General features: G+C 68.6%; 13 protein-coding genes. 9 read left to right on the top strand and 4 right to left on the bottom strand.

The features are described from left to right. Positions 1-85 precede the first annotated feature (85 nt). The gene (locus G4D85_RS34530; protein ID WP_164018345.1) at positions 86-1684 is read right to left on the bottom strand and encodes an ABC-F family ATP-binding cassette domain-containing protein; all 1599 of its coding nucleotides are present in this window, start codon (positions 1682-1684) and stop codon (positions 86-88) included. 284 nt (positions 1685-1968) lie between these two features. On the opposite strand from G4D85_RS34530, the gene tgt reads away from it, so the two are divergent. The 6 genes from tgt to G4D85_RS34500 all read left to right on the top strand — a co-directional run bounded on the left by tgt (position 1969) and on the right by G4D85_RS34500 (position 13503). Further along, positions 1969-3138 carry a tRNA guanosine(34) transglycosylase Tgt gene (tgt, locus tag G4D85_RS34525; RefSeq protein WP_164018344.1) on the top strand — a complete coding sequence of 390 codons (1170 nt, stop codon included), beginning with the start codon at positions 1969-1971 and terminating at the stop codon, positions 3136-3138. Next, complete coding sequence (locus G4D85_RS34520; protein ID WP_164018343.1) at positions 3135-3998, top strand: tRNA (5-methylaminomethyl-2-thiouridine)(34)-methyltransferase MnmD; 864 nt, start codon at positions 3135-3137, stop codon at positions 3996-3998. Before tgt ends, G4D85_RS34520 begins: the two co-directional genes overlap by 4 nt. 389 nt (positions 3999-4387) lie before the next feature. Next, entirely contained in the window at positions 4388-8545 is a 4158-nt protein-coding gene (locus tag G4D85_RS34515; RefSeq protein ID WP_240359659.1) for a chemotaxis protein CheB, read from the top strand. Between the two features lie 223 nt (positions 8546-8768). Then, on the top strand, positions 8769-9635 hold the full coding sequence (locus tag G4D85_RS34510; RefSeq protein WP_164018341.1) for an SIR2 family NAD-dependent protein deacylase: 867 nt from the start codon (positions 8769-8771) through the stop codon (positions 9633-9635). 200 nt (positions 9636-9835) lie between these two features. Next, positions 9836-12463 (top strand): tetratricopeptide repeat protein, encoded by a 2628-nt coding sequence (locus tag G4D85_RS34505; RefSeq protein WP_164018340.1) that lies wholly within the window; start codon positions 9836-9838, stop codon positions 12461-12463. Between the two features lie 572 nt (positions 12464-13035). Beyond that, on the top strand, positions 13036-13503 hold the full coding sequence (locus G4D85_RS34500; RefSeq protein ID WP_164018339.1) for a protein kinase domain-containing protein: 468 nt from the start codon (positions 13036-13038) through the stop codon (positions 13501-13503). Here the strand turns inward: G4D85_RS34500 and G4D85_RS34495 are convergent. After that, complete coding sequence (locus G4D85_RS34495; protein ID WP_164018338.1) at positions 13468-15570, bottom strand: recombinase family protein; 2103 nt, start codon at positions 15568-15570, stop codon at positions 13468-13470. The two genes, G4D85_RS34500 and G4D85_RS34495, sit on opposite strands and share 36 nt — an antisense overlap. Before the next feature lie 270 nt (positions 15571-15840). Here G4D85_RS34495 and G4D85_RS34485 point away from each other — a divergent pair, with 270 nt between their 5' ends. Further along, the gene (locus G4D85_RS34485; RefSeq protein ID WP_338052925.1) at positions 15841-17070 is read left to right on the top strand and encodes a serine/threonine protein kinase; all 1230 of its coding nucleotides are present in this window, start codon (positions 15841-15843) and stop codon (positions 17068-17070) included. 144 nt (positions 17071-17214) lie between these two features. Here the strand turns inward: G4D85_RS34485 and G4D85_RS34480 are convergent, their stop codons facing one another. Together G4D85_RS34480 and G4D85_RS34475 are read right to left on the bottom strand one after the other, a co-directional pair. Further along, complete coding sequence (locus G4D85_RS34480; protein ID WP_164018335.1) at positions 17215-17493, bottom strand: hypothetical protein; 279 nt, start codon at positions 17491-17493, stop codon at positions 17215-17217. Between the two features lie 102 nt (positions 17494-17595). Continuing rightward, positions 17596-18699: a hypothetical protein gene (locus G4D85_RS34475; protein WP_164018334.1), complete on the bottom strand. Its 1104-nt coding sequence runs from the start codon at positions 18697-18699 to the stop codon at positions 17596-17598. A 279-nt stretch (positions 18700-18978) separates the two neighbouring features. Here G4D85_RS34475 and G4D85_RS34470 point away from each other — a divergent pair, with 279 nt between their 5' ends. Together G4D85_RS34470 and G4D85_RS34465 are read left to right on the top strand one after the other, a co-directional pair. Continuing rightward, positions 18979-19206, top strand: coding sequence for a hypothetical protein (locus tag G4D85_RS34470; RefSeq protein WP_164018333.1), 228 nt, complete (start codon positions 18979-18981; stop codon positions 19204-19206). Positions 19207-19384: 178 nt separating this feature from the next. Further along, positions 19385-20821, top strand: coding sequence for a serine/threonine-protein kinase (locus tag G4D85_RS34465; protein WP_164018332.1), 1437 nt, complete (start codon positions 19385-19387; stop codon positions 20819-20821). Positions 20822-20908: the final 87 nt, after the last annotated feature.

Raw genomic sequence — 20908 nt, 5'->3', positions numbered from 1 at the left:
TGGAAAAGCGAATCGCCGCCTCGTGCCGGGAGTGCTTCCCCGGTCCGGGCGGCGATTCGTGCTTCAGGGGCTGCGTCCCCGGGGGCTACCGGCGGCGGGCCGCGGCGTCGGCGTGCTTCTCGAGGAACTCCGAGTAGGGGCCGTTGAAGTCCAGCACCTCCTGGCCCTGCTGGAGCGACCAGACGCGGGTGGCCACCTCGGAGATGAGCTCCTGGTCGTGCGTGACGACGATGACCGTGCCCTCGTACTTCTGGAGGCCCTCGGCCAGCGCGGCGATGGACTCGAGGTCCAGGTGGTTCGTCGGCTCGTCCAGCACCAGCACGTTGTCCTGCATGATCATCAGCTTGGACAGGAGCAGGCGGACCGTCTCGCCACCGGAGAGGGTGTCCGTGTTCTTCATCCGCTCCTCACCGGAGAAGAGCATCCGGCCCAGCACGCCGGAGATCTCCTCGTTGGTGAGCTTGTCGTGCAAGTCACGCAGCCAGCCGAAGCAGGTGGTGCCCTTGCGGACGACGCCGTGGTGGTCCTGCGGCAGGTAGCCCACCGAGGCCATGTGGCCCCAGCCAATCTTCCCGGCGTCCGGCTCGAGCTGCCCGGCAATCATCTTCACCAGCGTGGACTTGCCCACGCCGTTGCGGCCGATGACGCAGACCTTCTCGCCCTTGCACACCAGCGCGCTGAACGGCTTGATGACCTGGACGCCGTCGAAGGACTTCTGGATGCCCTCCACCATCAGCGTCTGCCTGCCGCTGGGCACCTTCTGGTCGAAGCGGATGAACGGGCGCGCGATGTTGGAGCGCTTCAGGTCGTCCGACTTCAGCTTGTCGATCTGCTTGATGCGGCTCTGCACCTGCGAGGCGCGGGTGCCGGCGTGGAAGCGCGCCACGAAGTCCTGGAGCTGGAGAATCTTCTTCTTCTTCTCGGCCGTCTCCGACTCCACCCGCGTGCGCAGCTGCGACTTCTGGCGCACCATGTCGTCGTAGCCACCGTTGTACTGGATGATGGCTTCGTAATCGATGTCCGCGATGTGCGTGCAGATGGAGTTGAGGAAGTGCCGGTCGTGGCTGATGGTGATCAGCACGCCCTCGTACTCGTGGAGGAAGGTCTCCAGCCAGCGGATGGAGTCGATGTCGAGGTTGTTCGTGGGCTCGTCGAGCAGGAGCCCCTCGGGCTTGCCGAACAGCGCCTGGGCGAGCAGCACGCGCAGCTTGAGGCCGCCGGTGAGCTGCCGCATGGGGCCCTCGTGGAAGGCCTGGTCGATGCCGAGGCCCGCCAGCAGGGTGGCCGCGTCGCTCTCCGCGGAGTAGCCATCCTCCTCGGCGATGACGCCCTCCAGCTCACCCAGCCGGTTGCCGTCCTCCTCGGTGATGTCCGACTTGGCCAGCAGCTTGTTCTTCTCCGACATGGCCGCCCACAGGGCCCGGTTGCCCATGAGCACCACGTCGAGGACGCGGTCCTCCTCGTAGCGGAAGTGGTCCTGGCGGAGGATGCCCAGCTTGCGCGGCCGGATGATGTTGCCCATGTCCGCTTCCTCGTCCCCGGCGAGGATCTTCATGAACGTGGACTTCCCGGCCCCGTTGGGACCGGTCAGGCCGTAGCGGCGGCCCGGCGAGAAGGTGACGTTGACCTCCTCGAAGAGCTTCTTGGGCCCGTAGGCCTTGGAGACGTTGATGACGTTGAACATGGCGGCGGCGTTCTAGCGGAAATGGCGCGGTGGGCCAAAGAAGCAAGGTGATTCGCGTTCCCAGCCCGTTCGCGGTGACCGGATGTAACCCACGGGAGGGGGCGGAAAATGCCGCTTCCCGGGCGGGCAGGGCGCCGGGAGGCCCCCGGGCTCCGCTCCCTGGCCGGCTGCCCGGGGGGCGGGGAGGAGGCCCTGGCGGGGGGAGGGGGGCCTGGGGGGCGGGGGAGCGGGCCGGGTGGATGGATGCGGTACCCGCCGGGCGTGGCGGGTATAAGGGCCGTTCAATGGCCGTCCGCTTCGAGCTCGTCACCACCGACCCCACCGGCGCCCGCGCGGGAATCCTGCACACGCGTCGGGGTTCTTTCCCCACACCGATGTTCATGCCGGTGGCCACCCACGCCGCCTTCCGGCACCTGGGCTCCGAAGAGGTGAAGGAGACGGGGGCCAGCATCCTGCTGGCCAACACCTACCACCTGATGCTCCGGCCGGGCGCCGAGGTGTTCAAGCGCTTCGGGGGCATCCACCCCTTCATGCAGTGGGATGGCGGCATCCTCACCGACTCGGGTGGGTTTCAGATCTTCTCCCTGCCGGAGGACCGGCTGATTACGGAGAAGGGCGCCCACTTCCGCAGCTTCCATGACAACAGCCGGCAGCTGTTGAGCCCCGAGTCCAGCATCGCCATGCAGCAGGCCATCAACTCGGACATCATGATGGTGCTGGACGTGTGCATCGACTCGCGCACCGACGAGGCCGGCACGCGCGAGGCCATGGAGCGCACCCACCGCTGGGCCGTGCGCAGCCTACAGGCCAAGGCGAAGCACGACACGGGGCAGGCGCTGTTCGGCATCGTCCAGGGCGGCGTGTACCCGAACCTGCGCGACGAGAGCGCCGACTTCCTGACGAAGCTGCCCTTCGACGGCTTCGCCATCGGCGGGCTGGCCGTGGGTGAGACGAAGGCGGAGCGCGAGACGATGACGGCGCGCGCCACCGCGTCGCTTCCCACGGACAAGCCGCGCTACCTCATGGGCGTGGGCACCCCCACGGACCTGATTGAAGCGGTGCTGCGCGGCGTGGACATGTTCGACTGCATCATCCCCACGAAGATGGCGCAGCAGGGCTACGCCTATACCTTCCAGGGGCTGGTGCGGATTACGCGCACCGTGTTCCGGCTGGACGACGCGCCGCTGGATGCGGAGTGCGACTGCTACGTGTGCAAGCGCTACACGCGCGGGTACCTGCAGCACCTGATGCGCGGCAAGCACCACCTGGGCTCGCGCATGCTGTCGGTGCACAACGTGCGGCACTACCAGAAGCTCATGGGCCGCATCCGCGCGGGCATCCTCGGCGGCACCTATGAGCAGGTGGCCCGCGAGCTGAAGGCCGCCATCGCCACGCCCAAGGACCTGAAGGCGGAGGCGGGGGCGAACGAGGTGACGCTGAAGGAGGTCGGGTGAGCGGGGGCGGAGCGGATGCAGAGGTAGTCAATCCGCGAGACGGGGACTTCGAGGTCGTCACCCTGCGCAATGGCGCGCGCGCCGTGCGGCACCTGGGCCATGGCGAGGTGATGCACCCCTCCGTGGGCCCGTGGAAGGAGGCGCTGCGGCTCTACGTGGAGCAGCCGCGCCTGGCCGAGCGCCTGCGCCAGCCGGGCCCGCCCCTGGTCATCCATGACGTGGGCCTGGGGGCCGCCACCAACGCGGTGGCCGCGCTCACGTGTGCCCGCGAGCTGGGGGCCGAGCAGCGGCGGACGCTGGAGGTGGTCAGCTTCGAGGTGGACCTGGCACCGCTGCGGCTGGCCCTGGCGGACACTGCGGGCTTCCCCTTCCTCCAGCCCTTCCGCGAGGCCGCGGAGGCGCTGATGCGCGACGGCGCGTGGGAAGGGGAGGGCGTGCGCTGGCGCTTGCTGCTCGGGGACGCGGTGCCGCACCTGGACGGGACGCTGCCGGTGGCGGACCTCGTGTACTTCGACCCGTTCTCCCCCGCGTCCAACCCGGACATGTGGACCGAGGGCGTGCTGGCACGGGTGCGCCGGCACTGCCGCGAGGACGGGGACGGGGCGATGCTGCTGACGTACAGCGCGGCGACTCCCACGCGCGTCACGTTGCTGCTGGCCGGGTTCTTCGTGGGGGCCGGTGTGTCCACGGGGACCAAGGGCGAGACGACGGTGGGCACGACGCGGCGCGAGTCGTTGGAATTGCCCCTGGGCGCGCGGTGGCTGGAGCGGTGGAAGCGCTCGTCATCCCGGGCGCCGCATGGCGCGCAGCTCACGCCCGAGGTCGAAGCGCGGGTGCTGGCGCATCCGCAGTGGGAGTGACGCAGGCAGCCGTCCTCCGGAGCCTCTCCGCACCTGCCTGCCCTGGCAGCGGGGAAGAATGGTCCCCCGGTATGTGTAGGCAGAAGAAGGCAGCTGCCTTTGGCCGGCCGTCATTGACTCTCTTCGTCATGGCGCCCATACCGTTGACATCTTGAGTCTCGGAAAAACCCGACTACGTCGCGGGTTCGCCTGGGCCGCAGGAGCCATGTCGGCGAGAAGGCCTGTGTAGAACAGGGGTTCCCGTGGTGAAGAAGCCGCGAAGCAAGGCCCGGCCCACCAGTGCGCAACGGCGCAGCGCCCCCGCGAAGGCAGCGCCCAGGCGTCCCCCCCCTCCCGCGAAGGCAGCGCCCAGGCGTCTCGCTCCCCGGCCGCCCAGGACTTCCTTCCCGGTGGTGGGAATCGGTGCGTCCGCGGGTGGGCTCGAAGCGTTCACCCAGCTCCTCGAGCAGCTTCCGCCCGACACGGGCATGGCCTTCGTCCTCATCCAGCACCTGTCCCCCACGCACCCCAGCTTCCTGAGCGAAGCCCTCTCGTCCGCGACGCAGATGCCCATCCTCCAGGTCGAGCATGGGATGCGCGTGGAGCCCGACCACGTCTACGTCATCCCGTCGGGCGCGGACATGGAGCTCACGGATGACATGCTCAGCCTGCGGGCGCGAACGGCCGAGCCGCGCAAGCCGCACCTGCCCGTCGACATCTTCCTGCGCTCGCTCGCCGCCGCGCGTGGAAGCCGCGCCATTGGCGTCATCCTCTCGGGGACCGCCTCGGATGGCACCGAAGGGCTCAGGGCCATCAAGGAGGGGAGCGGCATCACGCTGGCTCAGGACCCGCGGTCGGCGAAGTTCGGAGGGATGCCTCAGAGCGCGGTCCATGCCGGGGTCGTGGACTCGTGCCTGCCGCTGCCGCAGCTCGCCCAGGAGCTCGTGCGGCTGAGCCGCCACGCCTATACCACCGAGGACACGGCGGACCGGCCCCGGGACGCCCAGGGTGCCGCGACGCTCGAGCGGCTTTTCGCCCTGGTGCGCAACGCCGTCGGCATCGACTTCCGGGAATACAAGTCGGCCACCTTCGAGCGGCGGCTCGCCCGGCGGATGGCGCTGCGCCGCGTGGACGGCCTGCCCGACTACGTGAAGCTCCTCGAGGAAAGCCCCGACGAGGCTCGGGCCCTCTACGAGGACATCCTCATCCACGTCACCTCCTTCTTCCGGGAGCCAGAGGCGTTCGAGGCACTGAAGAAGCACGTGTTCCCCACGCTCCTCGAGCACAAGCCCGCGGGAGCACCCTTGCGGTTCTGGGTGGCGGGGTGCTCCACCGGCGAAGAGGTGTACTCGCTGGCCATCTGCCTCCTGGAGTTCCTGGGAGAGCGCCAGCGCCAGCATCCCATCCAGATCTTCGGCTCGGACCTCAGCGCGCAGGCCGTCGACAAGGCCCGCGCCGGGCTCTACCCGGAAAGCGCCCTGAGCGACCTGAGCAAGGAGCGGAGGTCGCGCTATTTCACTCAGGTCGAGGGTGGCTATCGCATCGCCAAGGCCGTGCGCGAGCTGTGCGTCTTCGTCCGGCATGACCTCGCCAGGGACCCGCCCTTCTCCCGGCTGGACCTGGTGACCTGCCGCAACGTCCTCATCTACTTCACCCCCGCGCTGCAGAAGCGGGTGCTGGCCACCTTCCACTACTGCCTGAACATCCCGGGCTTCCTCCTGCTCGGGCGCACGGAGAGCATCTCAGGGGCCACCCAGCTCTTCTCGTCCGTGAGCAAGACCCACAAAATCCTGGCGCGCACGGAGGGGCCCAGCAAGCTCCGGTTCTTGCGAGGCCCCGAGTTCCCGCCGGACGAGAAGCGGGTGCACGGCCGCGCCGCCCAGGAGCCCGTCAGGTCCCCCCAAGATTCGACGCGGCGGATTGACCGCCTCCTCTTGAGCCGGTACGCGCCGCCGGGAGTCGTCGTCAACGACAAGCTGGACATCATCCAGTTTCGCGGACACACCGGTCCCTATCTCGAGCCCGCGCCGGGAGAGCCCCAGTTCAATCTCTTCAAGATGGCGCGTGAAGGGCTGCTCTCCCCGCTGCGCGTGGCGCTCGCCCAGGCGAGGAAGGCGCTCGCCCCCTCCCGGATGGAGGGAGTGCGGGTCGGCCAGGATGGCTCCACGCTGCTGTGTGACATCACCGTCATCCCCGTCACCGGGGTGCCCGGGGACCCCGAACTCCTCTATGTGGTGCTGTTCGACGAGGTGGACCTGCCCGGGAAGCAGGGGCGCAAGCCCGTCCGCCGTGAGAGCGCCCCCGCGGCGAAGCAGAAGGGGGGCGAGCACTCCCCCGCGCTGAAGCTCGAGCTGGCCGCCACGAAGGACTACCTCCAGTCGCTGCTCGAGGAGCATGGTCGCACGAATGACGCGCTCGCCTCCGCCAACGAGGAGCTCGTCTCGGGCAATGAAGAGCTCCAGAGCCTCAACGAGGAGCTGGAGACGGCCAAGGAGGAGCTCCAGTCCACCAACGAGGAGCTGACCACGGTCAACGACGAGCTCCACAGCCGCAACCATGAGCTGCACCTGGTCAACGGAGACCTCGTCAACCTCGTCAACGTCGTCGACATCCCGGTGCTCATCCTGGACCTCGAGCGGCGCATCCGGCGCTTCACGCCGAAGACGCGCAGCATCATGAACATCCTCCCGTCGGATGTGGGGCGTCCCATCAGCGACATCACGCTGAACATCAGCGTGGTGGACCTGGACTCGCAGATTGCCGAGGTCATCGAGACGGCCGTGATGCGGGAATCCGAGGTCCAGGACCGTGCGGGCCGCTGGCACCGGATGCAGATCCGCCCCTACAAGACGACCGAGGACCAGATTGAAGGCGCCATGGTGTCGCTCATCGACATCGACGCGCTCAAGCACCACGTCCGCCAGGTGGAGTGGGCGCGGGACTACGCCGCGAGCATCGTGGAGGCCGTGCAGGTGCCGCTGCTGGTCCTCGACAAGGAGCTGCGCGTGCTGTCGGCGAACAGGGCCTTCTACCAGGCCTTCGGGGCCTCGGCGTCAGAGGTCGAGCAGCAGAGCTTCTTCGAGCTGAGTGGTCGCGCGTGGAACGTGCCGGCGCTGCGGAGCTCGCTGGGGGAGATGCTCGCCAAGAACACGCTGGTGCGGGGCCTGGAGGTCGAGCACGCGTTTCCGCACCTGGGGAGCCGGAAGATGTCGCTCTCCGCGCGCTCCGTCCACTCACGCACCGGCGTCCCCATGCTCCTGGTCGCCATCGAGGACATCACCGAGCGCGCGGAGCTGCTCGCCCAGGCGCAGCGGGCGCAGGAGGACGCCGAGAAGGCGAACCGCGCGAAGGACCAGTTCCTGGCCACCCTGTCCCATGAGCTCCGCACCCCGCTCTCCACCATGCTGATGCAGGCGCAGCTCCTGCGCCGCGGCGACATGGACAACGCCCGGCTCCGGCGCGCGAGCGAGGCCATCGAGCGGGGCACGAAGGTCCAGGTGCAGCTCATCGATGACCTGCTCGACGTCTCGAGCATCGTCACCGGCAAGCTCCGGGTGCGGTTCCAGCCGCTCCACCTGTCCGAGGTGGTCGAGGCCGCGCTCGAGAGCGTGAGCGAGCAGGCCCGGAAGAAGTCCGTCCAGCTCGACGTCTCCCTGGATGATTCGCTCGGGCTCATCTCGGGAGACCCCACGCGCCTGCAGCAGGTGGTGTGGAACCTGCTCAGCAATGCCATCAAGTTCTCCGCCGACGGCCAACGGGTGAAGGTCGTGCTCGAGCCCGTGGGCGGACAGGCCAGGCTCCGGGTGAGCGACAGCGGGGCCGGAATCGAGCCCGAGGCCCTGCAGCGCATCTTCGACAGGTTCATGCAGGAGGACAGCTCGACCACCCGGGTCTTCGGGGGACTGGGCCTGGGGCTGGCCATCGTTCGCCACCTGGTGGAGCTCCACGGAGGGACGGTGCAGGCGGAGAGCGCGGGCAAGGGCCAGGGCTCGGCCTTCACGGTCCTCCTGCCGCTCCTGCCCGGCCGTCAGGACGCGGCCGGCGTGGCGCCCACCGCCGGTCCGGAGCACGCGCGGGTCGAACCCCCGTCCCGGAACGCGGGAGCCGCCTTGCGGCTCGGGGGCCTGCGCATCCTCGTGGTGGAGGACGACCCGGGCGCACGCGAGGCCACGACCGAGCTGCTGCGACAGGCCGGCGCGAACGTCCTGGCGGCGGACTCCGCGGCGGCGGCGCTGGCGCTCATCGAGGACTTCCGGCCCGAGGTCCTCCTGAGCGACATCGCGATGCCCGGCGAGGACGGCTACTCCTTCATCCGCAAGGTGAGGGCCCTCAGCCCGGAACGGGGCGGCGCCGTCATTGCGATAGCCCTCACGGCGCTGGTCAGCGACAGAGAGCGCCGGGAGGCGCTCGACGCCGGGTTCCAGCGGCACCTGGCCAAGCCCATCGACATCGACCGGCTCGTGGAGACCGTGGCGGAGATGTGGGCGGGCGCCGCGGCCTCGGATGCGAGGCCCGGGAGCCTCCCTGCGAACATCCTGGACGAGGGACAGCCGCTCATGGGCCTGTAGCCCGGGGCCACTACCCGGTGCGGCCAGGCGCTGGCGGCTCCAGGGTCAGCTTGCAGCCCATCCGACGGGCGAGCCCGTAGCCCATCTACAGACATCCACCGGGTGTCTGGGTTTGCCAGGACCCGCGCCATGTCCCGCATTACCGCCCTGGCGGTACTCGGTATAGACTGGCGTTCGCCGTTGCTTATCCACCGCTGCTGGCACACTGGGGTTCGGGGGAACCGTGCGCAGAACGCTGGAAGACGAGCTGGTCGAGGCCCTTCGGGACACCCACAACACGCTCCTGGTCGTCGGTTCCGGAGTTTCCGTCGGGGCGACGGAAGGGAAGGCCGCTGTTGCATCCTGGAAGGGTTTGATAGACGACGGGATTGCGTACTGCGTCGACCAGCGACTGGCGAAGGAGGACTGGGTGGCGCTGACGCGGGCCCAGTTGAACTCTGGCGAGGTCGACCATGTGCTCTTCGCCGCCGAGGCGGTCCGACTGAAGCTGGGCGCATCCGAGCGCAGTGGCCAGTACACCAAATGGCTGCGACGCTCCGTTGGCGAGCTGAAGTTGGTGAAGCGGGACGTGGTGGACCACCTGGTTGCCTTCGGTGTCCCGCTGGCCACCACCAACTACGATGACCTGTTGGAAGAGGCGACGGGGCTGCCCCCGATCACCTGGAGGAATGGGCCAGGGGTGGAGGAGTTCCTGAGGGGGCGGAGGCCCGCCATACTCCACCTTCATGGGCACTGGGATGACCCGGAGTCCGTCATCCTTGGCCTCACGGACTACTTCAAGATCGTCCACGAGCGGGGAGCACAGGCATTGCAGAGCGCAGCTGCGGCCTCGCGTACTCTCGTCTTCGTGGGATGTGGCGAGGGGTTGGAAGATCCCAACCTGGGCGCGTTGCTCAAGAGCGTTCTCGAGCTGTTCAAGAGCTCGACCCAGCCGCACTATCTGCTGGTCAGGAATGGCGAGGTGGAGGGGCTTGAGTCGCGCTATCCCCCCACGGGCAAGCTGCGGGTGGTGGGCTACGGGGCGGACTACACGGCTCTGGGGCCCTTCCTGGGGCAGCTCTCCGCGAGGTGCCGTTCGTCCCCTCGCTAGGCTCGGGACCGCAAGCGCGAGTCGTTCCGAGCCTGCAGGCGGGGGAGGTGAGCCCCGTCCCGCCGCTACCGCGCGGACCGCAGGCCGCTTTCACGGGCCGCGCGGTCTTCATCTCGTATGCGCGAGGCACGAGCTCCGGGCGCGCGGAGGCGCTTCACTGCGAGCTGGGGGCGGACACCTCCTTCCTGGACACCTCGGCCATGGAGGAGGAGCACCTTCCAGAGGCCACGGCGATGGCGCTGCTCGCCGCGCGAGTGGTGGTCGTCTTCGCTGACGCGGAGTACTTCCGTCGCTGGTATTGCTTGTGGGAGCTGGAGACCCTGCTCAAGCCCCATCAGGATGCACGGGAAGGGCGCGAGACACAGCAGCGGGAAGTCCTGGATTCGGTCGTCGTGGCAGTGACCTCACCTGAAACGGTGCCAGCGGAAATGCAGTTGCTGCCATTCCCCCTCGGCGAGGTCGTGACGGCGGATGAGCCCGGCCGGCTTGGCGCGGAGGTCCGTGCCCGGCTGTCCAGGGTCCAGCGCTCCCTTGCCGACCGACTCAGGAGCACGGGGCTGGCGCCGGAGGCTGTTCAAGCAGAGCTGACCACCCGGCCTCTGCTGCCATCACCCAATGGACTGGCGGGTTTTCGGCCCCTCTACCCACCGTCCAACCGCAGAGCCCAATCACTGCGAGACGCTTTCAAGGGCCGGGCCGAGGACCTGTGGCGTATCCATTTCGCGCTCTCGGCGGGGACTCCCGACGGGCGAACCGGAACAGCGCTCACAGGCGCACTCGCGGGCGTGGGTGGGGCGGGGAAGACGACACTGGCCTGGGAGTACGTGCATCGCTTTGGACCCCGGTACTACCCGGGTGGCATCTTCTGGGTGGATGCGGACGTCGGCATGGACGCATTGGAGGAGCAGCATCACGGCATCCTCCAAGTCCTCTCACCGCAGGTTCCGGACCTGGCCACTTGCAGGAAGGACAAACGCAGGGTGGTGGACGAGTTGGCCCGTGCGCTGGAAGAGGCCACGAGACGTGGGCGTGTCTTGTATGTGGTGGACAACGTGCCGGAGCCTGTGCCGGGCACGCCCCCTCCCGCTCTGGAGACATGGTGTCCGGCGCTGGGCGTGGTGTCGGCGCTCTTCACCTCCAGGCTTCGTCTACAGGGACGCGGGTTGGTGTCGCTTCCGGTGGACGTCTTGAGCCGGGAATCGGCGGTCGCGCTGCTTCTGCATGGGGTGGATGGGGCCAACCCCGCGGACGGTGGCTGGGGGCGGATTGCGGATTGGGTCGGGCGGCTGCCTTTGGCACTGGCGCTGCTCAATAGTGGGTTGTGGAACAAGGTGCTGCTTCCCGCCGAGCTGCTCGCGCACCTGGAGGCGGGCCCCGCAGAAGTGCTGGAAGAGGGGTGGGAGCAACTTCGCAACGTGGTGCCGAAGGGTAGTTTGCGTGGAATCGTCGAGGCCTTCCGGGTTTCCTACGAGAAGCTGACGCCCGAGGCGCAGCGCGCGGCACGGTTGGTCGCGCACCTGGATGCAGAGCCGATTCCCACGGCGCTACTGAGCGCCCTGGGGCCAGACGCGTTCTCCGGGGGCGTTCGTGGAGAGCTCATCGCACGGAGCTTTGTCTCCCCCGTCGTAGGGCACGGAAAGGGACTCGATTTCTTCGGGTTCATGCATCGGGTACTGGCGGATTTCCTTCGAGGGCGCTCGTCCGAGCCGGAGAAGGAAATCCAGCAACTGTGCGCGGCCATCAGCGGGCTCATCGCTCCAGACCGGGAGCGGGCATCCACGGACTGGCAGCTCGTCATGGCGTGCCGCCCGCATGCCGAGCGCCTCTGTGACTACTTCAGTGCAAGCACTCAAGGACGATGGAAGTCCGACGATGCCACGCTGACCGCCGTGGGCAACCTGGCCATGGCACTGCTGGAGATGGGCGACCCGAGCAGAGCAAAGGCTTTGCAAGAGCATATCCTGAATGTGCGCAGGCGCCTGCAGGGGCCTGGGCTCTCGAATGGGGCAGAGAATCCCGATACGTTGGCGGCGATGGGCAACCTGGCACTGACGCTCCGGGCCATGGGCGAACCGGCAGCGGCAAGGGCACTGCAGGAGCGCGTGCTCAGCGCCCGTGAGCGTATGCTGGGGCCTGACCATCTCGACACCCTGACGGCGCTGAACAATCTGGCCGGTACGCTTGGGGATCAGAATGAGCTGGCGCTTGCGAAGGAGCTCCAGGAACGCGTGCTCCAGACGCGAAGGCGCCTGCTGGGTCCCGACCACTCCGCGACGCTCACTGCGATGAACAACCTGGCCGGAACGCTTCGGTCCATGCGAGAGCCAGAGTCCGCCTGGGACTTGCAAGTACAGGTGCTCAAGAGACGCCAGCGGCTGCTGGGGGTGGAGCATCCAGATACGCTGACAGCCCTGAGCAACCTGGCAGGCTCACTGGGAGCCATGGGGCACTCTGAGAAGGCACGAAATCTGTTGGAGCGGGTCCTGGATGGGCGCAGACGCGTGCTCGGGCAAGAGCACCCGGATACGTTGACCGCCATGAACAACCTCGCGCTGATATTGGCGGGACTGGGTGAGCGCGGAGATGCGCTCCTCCTGCAGGAGCGCGTACTCGAGGCGCGCTCGCGCATCCTGGGAACGGGAAACCCACGGACACTCGCGGCGCGAGAGCGATTGATCGAGACGCTTTGCGCCCTGGGCGAGCCTTCCGATGCTCAGGCCGTGCAGGTTCGTATCCTCGCGACGCGGCGCCGCGTGCTGGGAACGCATCATCCTGCCACCAGGGAGGCGGCACAGCTTCTAGGGTTGATGACCCGGCGTGCTTCGTAGCGGCGCGCACGCCCACCTCGAAGGACTCGGTGGTTGCTCGATTGAGCCCTGCATACCTACGCCTTCACCGATGGCGGAGCTGGGCGTGACGAAGACGCACTCCAGACCCCCATGTCTCCAACAGCACCACCACGCGGGCCTCGGCCTGCTCACGCCCCACGACGTGCACCAAATCGTGGCCGCCGCGCGCATCGCGGCCCGAGCTGCCGTGCTCGCCGCCGCCTACGCGGCTCACTCCGAGCGCTTCCCGCGCGGCGCATCCAAGCCGCAGGCGCTGCACAACGCCGTCTGGATCAACGACCCGCGCGACTCGCCACCTCTCAGGAAAACGCGCAGTCATCTCACGAACTCACTGTCTCATCCTCGATGACAGGTTCCGCTGCGCCCACCCCTGGCATGTGCGCCACCGGCTGAATGGCGAGCGTAAGCAGGCCCATCGGCTCCAGGTGGGTGAGTCCCAGCCGGCCGTGAACTTCGCCGACCCCTCCCGGATGATTGGGCTGACAACCCACTACTCAGCGAGTAGCCTCCTGGAGCGCGGAGAGGACCGCGCCTCCGCTCGCGAGGAGTTCATGGAGCCTGGTCACCTGAATCCGGCGGGCCTGCCGTCGGGAACGCGCATTGGCCCGTGGCGCCTCGTCGAGCATCTCGGCCGGGGCTCCTACGGCGTGGTGTACCGCGCCGTGGCGGAGGAAGGGGAGGGTGCGGACGTGGTGGCCCTCAAGCTGGCCCTGTACCCGTGGGATGCACGCTTCGTGCGCGAAGCCGAGCTGCTCTCGCGCCTGAGGCACCCGGCGGTGCCGCGCCTGAGAGGGCAGGGGCAATGGGAGTCCTTCACGGGCACGCCCTACGCGTGGCTCGCCATGGAGCTGGTGGAGGGCACCCCACTCTATGACTGGGCGCGCGTGCAGCGCCCCACGTCGCGGCAGGTGCTGGGCGTCCTCGCGTGGCTGGCGCGGGCCCTGGAGGCCACGCACGCGGCGGGCGGAGTGCACCGAGACGTACTACGCATAATGCACCTCATGCTGCATGGGGTTTGAGGAGCCGGCGGAGCGACGGGCCCTGGCAGCGTTCAATCTCCTGATCGCCTTGCGGTCGAGCTTGAACCAGCAGATGTGTCCACGTCCGCCTCCCTCTGTCGGTTCGAGCCATCCTCGCCCCATCCAGTAACGCACCATGGCTTCGGAGACGCCGAAACGCTCGGCGACACCGTGCACGGAATACAGCCCATCCGCTCGGCGAGAAGGTGCCCGCACACACTGAGGCGCCGGGCTCGCACGCTGGAGTCCTCTCTGGTTCAACACCCGGTGCACCGTCTTCTTGTTCCACGGCAGATTGGCCCCGGTACGCAGGCCCCGCCCATTGAGCTCGGCAGCGATTTGAGCGTCGCTCTTCTGCTCGAACCACTGAAGGATGAGCTCGACGGCCTCGGGTGGATTGCTCCGCGTCTGCAAGTCCGGACGCCGCGGCAGGGTGAAGTCCGTGACGGTCCCGGTCACCCAGACGACCTGGACCTGCACCCTTCTGCTGGGGACTTCCACGGGGCTCAGCGCGACTTTCTGCACCAGGATGCGTAGCAGCCTCTTGCGCTCCGCGTTCGTCGTGCTCGGTGCGCTCCACACCTGCGGCAAGTTCTTGGAGAGCGCCAGGATGCGGGCGCGGTCCTGCTCGGAAAGCTCCAGCTTCTGGCGCCGCCGCTCCTGCTGGTACTGGCTCTCCAACTCCTCCAGCTCCCGCAGCTTCTCGTTCCATTCATGCTCGAGGGTGCGGGCGACGACTCGGTTGTCCGGGTCCACGGCCTTGTAGCGGCGCTCGGCCAGCTGCGCCTCATAGCGCGAGCGCTCCAGCCGCAACTTCCACTGCTGATGCAGCTGCTCGGCCTGACGCTCCACTTCGCGCGCCACGGCCAGTCCGAGTTCCAATTCCGGAGGCTGCACCGCTTCGAGGAAGAGTCGAGCGACGGCGTCATCGATGCGCCGGGCCGCCACCAACCAACACAGCCGCTTGCCTCCCATGGCGCCGGGGTCATTCGGGCATTCGTAGTAGGGGCTGTGAGTGGCGCCCCGGTAGCGCACGCTCATGGAGTGGCCGCACCGGCCACACAGCACCAGGCCCTGCAGCAGGGCCGCTCCTTCACGCGCAGCGCCGTGCTGGTGCGGCAGGTGGTGAGTCCGATTGCCCTCAAGCTTCTGCTGATTGGCCATGAACTCCTCCCAGCTGAGATAGGCCGGGTGGTGGTTGAAGAGGCAGACCTTCCACGCCTGGCGCGGCAGGACGGTGGTGTGCCGTCGCTTCAACTGCCCCTCCACCAGCGCCATCCGCACCTCCTTGCGTCCATAGACGTAGGCGCCGGCGTAGAGCGGGTTGTGGAGCATGTCGAGCACGCTGTCATAGCGCGGAGGGCTCCAGTGCACCTGGCGTCCTCGCAGTTGGTGCGTGGGCAGCTTCAACCCGTTCCGCGCGAAGTAGCGCACCACCGCCCAAGCACTGCCGTCCAGACGGAAGCGCTCGAAGACCAACCGCACCGCGCGCTGGACCTGCTCGTCCGGGTCCAAGCAGAACCGATGCGTCGCGTCGTCCCACTGGTACCCCGCGGGAGGCGTGAGGAAGAGTTCCCCGCGCCGAGCCTTGGATGACTTGCCCCCCTGCAGCCGCAACCGCATCCAGTACTGCTCCGCCTCGCTCATGGTGCCCTTGAGCCCCAACAGCAGCCGGTCGTTGTAGTCCCGCGGCGTGTAGATAGCCTGCTCGTCCGCGATGAGGACATCGGCCAGGGCGCACAGTTCCAGTAGGCGCTGCCAGTCCGCAGAGGAGCGCGCCAGCCGCGACACTTCCAGGGCGAGGAGAATACCCACCTGCCCGTGGGCCACCGCCTCTGTCATCCGCTGGAAGCCCGAGCGCCAGGCGGTCCCCGCGCCGCTCTGCCCCAGGTCTTCATCAATGACGTCGATACGCCCGGCGGGCCAGCCAAGCTCCTGCGCGCGCTGCTTCAGGGCATACTGCCGGGCGGTGGACTCATGATGCTCGTGGACCTGCTTGAGCGTGGACTGCCGTAGGTAGACGACCGCCCGTCGTTGGAGGTGAGTGGCTTGTAGCTTGTCGCTCATGGCGTGGCTCTCCGGCGCCGGCCTCGTCGCGCAGCACCTTGTGCAGCAGGCTGGCCCAAGCGCCCACCCACTGCGTCCTGGCTGCCTCGGGCAGGTGGGACCAGGGCAGGTCGGCTCGGGGTTGCGGTGCTACTGGCATGATTGAAGCTAGAGTCCCGCTCGGGTAGCGCCGCAGGCTCCAAGGCAAGAGACCGCTTCAGCCCTTCCTCGACGGCTTCCGCGAGTTTCAGTAAGGCAGGGGCATTCAGCCGCCCCTGTTGCCCAGCACCCATGGCCGTCGCCACGGGAGTACGGCGGTCGGTCCACTCCAGAGGCACCCGAATGAGCCCACCCTTGGGATGCTCGGCATCGACGTACTGCTTCCCATCCTGGCTGCGGACGGTACGCACCACCGTCAATGGCGTGCCCCGCAGGGGGTGCACTGGGAAGGTGATGCGCACCGTTTCTGAACCCGGTGCACCCTGCGGTGCAGTTTGCTGCCTACGTCGAGACGTGAAGGGAGACAACGTGCGGGTGTGCCGCGCGGACGGACAGCCCTTCCTCATGGACTTCGGCTCGTCGCACTACGTGGGAGCAGCGACGCTGACGTGGCATGCGTTTCCTCCCGGCACGCCGGCCTACCGCTCGCCGGAGGCGTGGCGTTACGTGCTTCGCTTCCGCAAACCTCCCGTCATCCCCTATGCGCCGGTGCCCGCGGATGACGTCTTCGCGCTGGGAGTCACCGCGTTTCGGCTGCTCACCGGGAAGTACCCGCCGCCGACGCACCCGGACGACGAGGACGCGTGGATGTGGCGCCCGGAGGAGATGGAGTCCTGGTCGGCGAGGGAAACCAACGCCCGCTGCTGTCTGGAGTTGAGCGCGCTGGTGAGCCGCATGCTCTCACCGCGCCCTGAAGCACGCGGCAGCGCGCGTGAAGTGGCCGAGGCGCTGGAGCAGGCGGCACGGAATGCGGGGGCGGAGGCGGACAGGCCCCTCTTCACGGGAGAAGAGCCTCAGCCGGCGGGCCTCATGCCCGCCCCCCAGCACGTCATGGCCCGGCCCCGTCGCGAGGCGAGGGGGCCCTGGTTCGCGGCCGCCAGCCTGGGAGGCGCACTGGCACTGGGTGTCGTGGGAGTGCTGGGTGTACGGGCCATCGAGCTGCCCGCGGCGAGGCCCCTGGCAGAGAAAGAAGAGGCGAGGGATGGCGGCGCCGTGGCCGTCGGAGACTCGGCGCTGACAGCCCCGGTGGAGCCCGACCGAGCCTCCCTCGTGTGGTCGACCCTCGCGGTGGACCTGCCCCCCAAGCCCTTCCCGGGGCAGCGGCGCCCGAATGCCAACGGCCGATGTCCTGGCACGGCGCAGGTTCCCATCAACGGCGGTTGTTGGGTGAAGCTGCCCGTGGAGGTGAAGGACTGCGATGTCGAGGACGGATTCGTCTACAAAGGCGTGTGCTACATGCCCGTCCTGGCACGGCCACGCCCATCCACCTCGGCTCCCGCAGAGCGCACGGATGGCCCATAGGTGACGAGGTGCGGCCCAAGCCGAGGGATACCGCCCGTCGCTCGACGTGCTGAGCGTAGACTCGCCCGGCCGAGGGCAGCACGAAGGCGGATGCGGATGCGCTGCAATGCGGGAGCCTGGCTTGCCGGCTTCGATGCCCGGTGACTACTCAGCCTTGCCCATCCCCGCATAATCAGACACCACGGCGCAGAAGATCTGCGACAGGTTCACGCCAGCGGCTCGAAACTGGTCTGTGATGCGCTGCCTCAAGAAATCCGCCGACCATCCGTCAGGGACTCTTCCCATGACGCTCGTGTTCGGCAGGGCGATCTTGCCTTCTGGCTCCTTCACATAGAGGCCCATCTTCCCCAGGAGCTGGTAGGCGGTCTTGTAGTCCTGGTTCTCCATCGTCAAATCGAACGTGACGAATACGAGCCGCGCCATGGGTATCGACCTTTCGTACCAGGACGCCCCACCACGGGTCGCCCGCGCTCTTCATTGCAAGGCCCCGTAGACAGGTCAATGCGCCGAGGCGCGAGTTCCTGCTCAGGTGCGGCCAAGGTCTGGCGGCTCCAGGGTCAGCTTGCCGCGCATCCGGCGGGCGAGCCAGTACCCCAGGTGGAGCAACCCGCGAGGCGTGCTTGCGTGGGGCCCCAGCCGCTTGCTCTTCACGTGCGAGCGGACCCACAGGCCGAAGGACACGTCCCCGTCGCCGTCGACGGTGCGTTCGAGGACCAGCTTCGGGGCCGCGTACACCGTGTGCCGGGTGCGGAAGAGCCCGTGGAGGACGTGGAGGAGCGAGCCCCGCTGAACCGTCCACGACTCCCGTCCACGGAGGCTGCGCCATGCCCGCAGTCCCGCCAGGGCCGCCAGCACGGCGAGGCTCCAGGAAAAGAGCGCCCCCGTCCAGGCGCCCCCATCCCGGACCAGCCGCCATGCCAGTCCTCCCGCGCACGTCGCGAGGCCCAGCGCGGTGAAGCCCCAGGTCCGAACCTGCTGCTGGCGGACGTGGCGCGCGGGCCTGAGGACCCAGGAGCCTTCCGGATGCCGCTCCCACTCCCAGCCCGGCGGAGTGTGGTCCGCCAGCGAGGGCTCGTCCCGGGCCAGCGCGAACAGCTCTCGCAGCAGGCCCGCCAGCTCGCGGCGCTGCTCCACGGTTCCGCACCGGAGCAATTCCACCGTCTCTCCACTGGCCAGGCTGGCGACGAGCGTGCCTTCGGGGCCCTCCGGGTCCACGTCCACCAGCGCACCGCGCGTCAGGTGGCGCTCCGAGCGCCATGGGCCCACCCGCCACCAGCGCGTCACCCCGGAGGGGTTGAAGGTCAGGCGCTCCTCGCTGACCAGCAGCGCCAGCAGCGCGCGCCAGGCGGAGATACCGCCCACCGTCCAGAACCCCAGCCACACGCCCAGGAAGAGCAGCACCACCGCCTCGCCCGTGCCGGAGCTCGGAGTTCCGGTGCCAGGGCGGCCCGCCAGCGCCCCGGGCAAGAACAGCTCCCAGAGGACGAGGACCAGCATTCCCAGGGCGATTATCTCTCCCAGGGCCCAGCCACAGAGCCACATCGCGATGGGGGACGCCGCGGCGTACCGGCTCCGGCCTGACGGCTTCAGCCGCGCCGTCCACAGCTCCGCGCTCTTCTCCAGCCACATGCCGACGTGCTCCCGGGTCAGCCCTCGCGGCTCACCACCAAGGGTGCTCCCCGCCACTTGAAAGGCGCCCCCCGCCATTGTCACCGTCCCGCCACACGGTGGCCACCACCCTCGCCGCCGGCCCGCTCGATTCTTCCGGCGTCGGTTGCGAGGGTTGCCTGCCCGCGGCACCGGCGAGGCGCGGAACCGCCGTCGGTGCTTCACAGCCACCGGGGCCGCGGCGTCTTGCTCTTCGAACCTGCACTCCTTTCCCGCAGGTCACCTCACGAGGAGCACGCCATGTCGAACGAGACCCTGACGAGCGGCCAGAGCACGGACATCGACGGAACCACGCTGGTCAAGGTGAGCAACAACACCGCCACCGCCGGCTCGGTGAAGGTCAAGTGCCCGAACGTGGACGCCGTCACCTACGCGGTGCCCGCCAACGGCAGCAAGAACATCCAGATTCCGGTGGGCACGAGCCGGTTCACCAACACCGGGACCCCGGACCTCGACCTGTCCTGGTAGACCCGCGACGCGCCCACGGGGCTGGCGCGCCGGTCTCCGCGGGGTAGGAGTCGCCGAAACTCCGAGCGGAGGAGCGCTCACGAGAGGGACGCCGCCCCGTTTTCGCGGAGTCCCACAGACTCAGCGAGTAGGCTCCCGGAGCGCGGAGCGGACCGCGCCCCTGCTCGCGAGGCAGTTCATGGAGCCTGGTCACCTGAATCCGGCGGGCCTGCCGCCGGGCACGCGCATCGGACCGTGGCGCATCTGCGAGCCGCGAGGCCGTGGCGCCTACGGCGTGGTGTACCGCGCCGTGGCCGACGAAGGGGACGGCGCGGACGTCGTGGCCCTCAAGCTGGCCCTGCACCCGTGGGATGCGCGCTTCGGGCGCGAAGCCGAGCTGCTGTCTCGCCTCCGACACCCGGCGGTGCCGCGCCTGAGAGGGCAGGGTCAATTGCTGTCCTCCACGGGCACTCCCTACGCGTGGATCGCCATGGAGTGGGTGGAGGGCGCCGCGCTCTATGACTGGGCGCGCGTGCAGCGCCCCACGTCGCGGCAGGTGCTTGAAGTCCTCACCTGGCTGGCGAGGGCCCTTGCGGCGACCCATTCCGCGGGCGGCGTCCACAGGGACGTGAAGGGAGACAACGTGCGGGTGCGCCGCGCGGACGGACAGCCCTTCCTCATGGACTTCGGCTCTTCGCACTACGTGGGCGCCGCGACGCTGACGTGGCAGGACTTCCCGCCAGGAACGCCCGCCTACCGCTCGCCGGAGGCCTGGCGCACCGTGCTTCGTTTCGGCAGACGTTCCGATGTTCCCTACGCGCCCCGGCCCGCGGATGACGTCTTCGCGCTGGGCGTCACCGCCTTTCGGCTGCTCACCGGGAAGTACCCGCCGCCGACGCACCCCGACGACGAGGACGCGTGGATGTGGCGTCCGGGGGAAATGGAGTCCTGGTCGGCGAGGGCAACGAACGCCCGCTGCTGCCTGGAGTTGAGCGCCCTGGTGTCCCGCATGCTCTCACCGCGCCCTGAATCACGCGGCAGTGCGCGTGAGGTGGCCGAGGCGCTGGAGCAGGCCGCACGGAAGGCGGGGCCGGAGGCGGACAGGCCCCTCTTCACGGGAGAAGAGCCTCAGCCGGCGGGCCTCATGCCTGCCCCCCAGCACGTCACGGCCCGGCGACGTCGCGGAGCCAGGGGGCCCTGGTTCGCGGCCGCCAGCCTGGGAGGTGCACTGGCACTGGGGGGCGGGTGGGTGCTGGGTGTCCTGGCCATCGAGCCGGCCGCGACGCTGCCATTGGCAGCGCAAGAAGAGGCGAGCGATGGCGGCACGGTGGCCGTCGGAGACTCCGCGCTGACGGCCCCGGTAGAGCCCGCCCGAGCCCCCTTCGTGGGGTCGACCCTCGCGGTGGACCTGCCCCCCAAGCCCTTTCCAGGGCAGCGGCGCCCGAATGCCAACGGCCGATGTCCCGGAGATGTGCAGGTTCCCATCAACGGCGGTTGTTGGAGGAAGCTGCCCGTGAATGTGAAGGGCTGCGACAGCGAGGACAGCGTCGTCTACAAAGGAGCGTGCTACGTCCCCGTCCTTGCGCCGCCACGCCCTTCCACCTCAGGCCCCGCAAAGCGCAGTGACGGCCCATAGGTGACGAGGCGGCCTGTCCCGGCTACGTGGGCAAGCTCACCCGAGGGCAGGCAAGCCTTGACCTACAGCCCCCGCGCTTGATTGATA

The organism is Pyxidicoccus trucidator, assembly GCF_010894435.1.
In the GTDB taxonomy this organism is placed as follows: domain Bacteria; phylum Myxococcota; class Myxococcia; order Myxococcales; family Myxococcaceae; genus Myxococcus; species Myxococcus trucidator.
The sequence above is the reverse complement of the archived record's forward strand: the minus strand, read 5'-3'. Positions and strand labels throughout refer to the sequence as shown.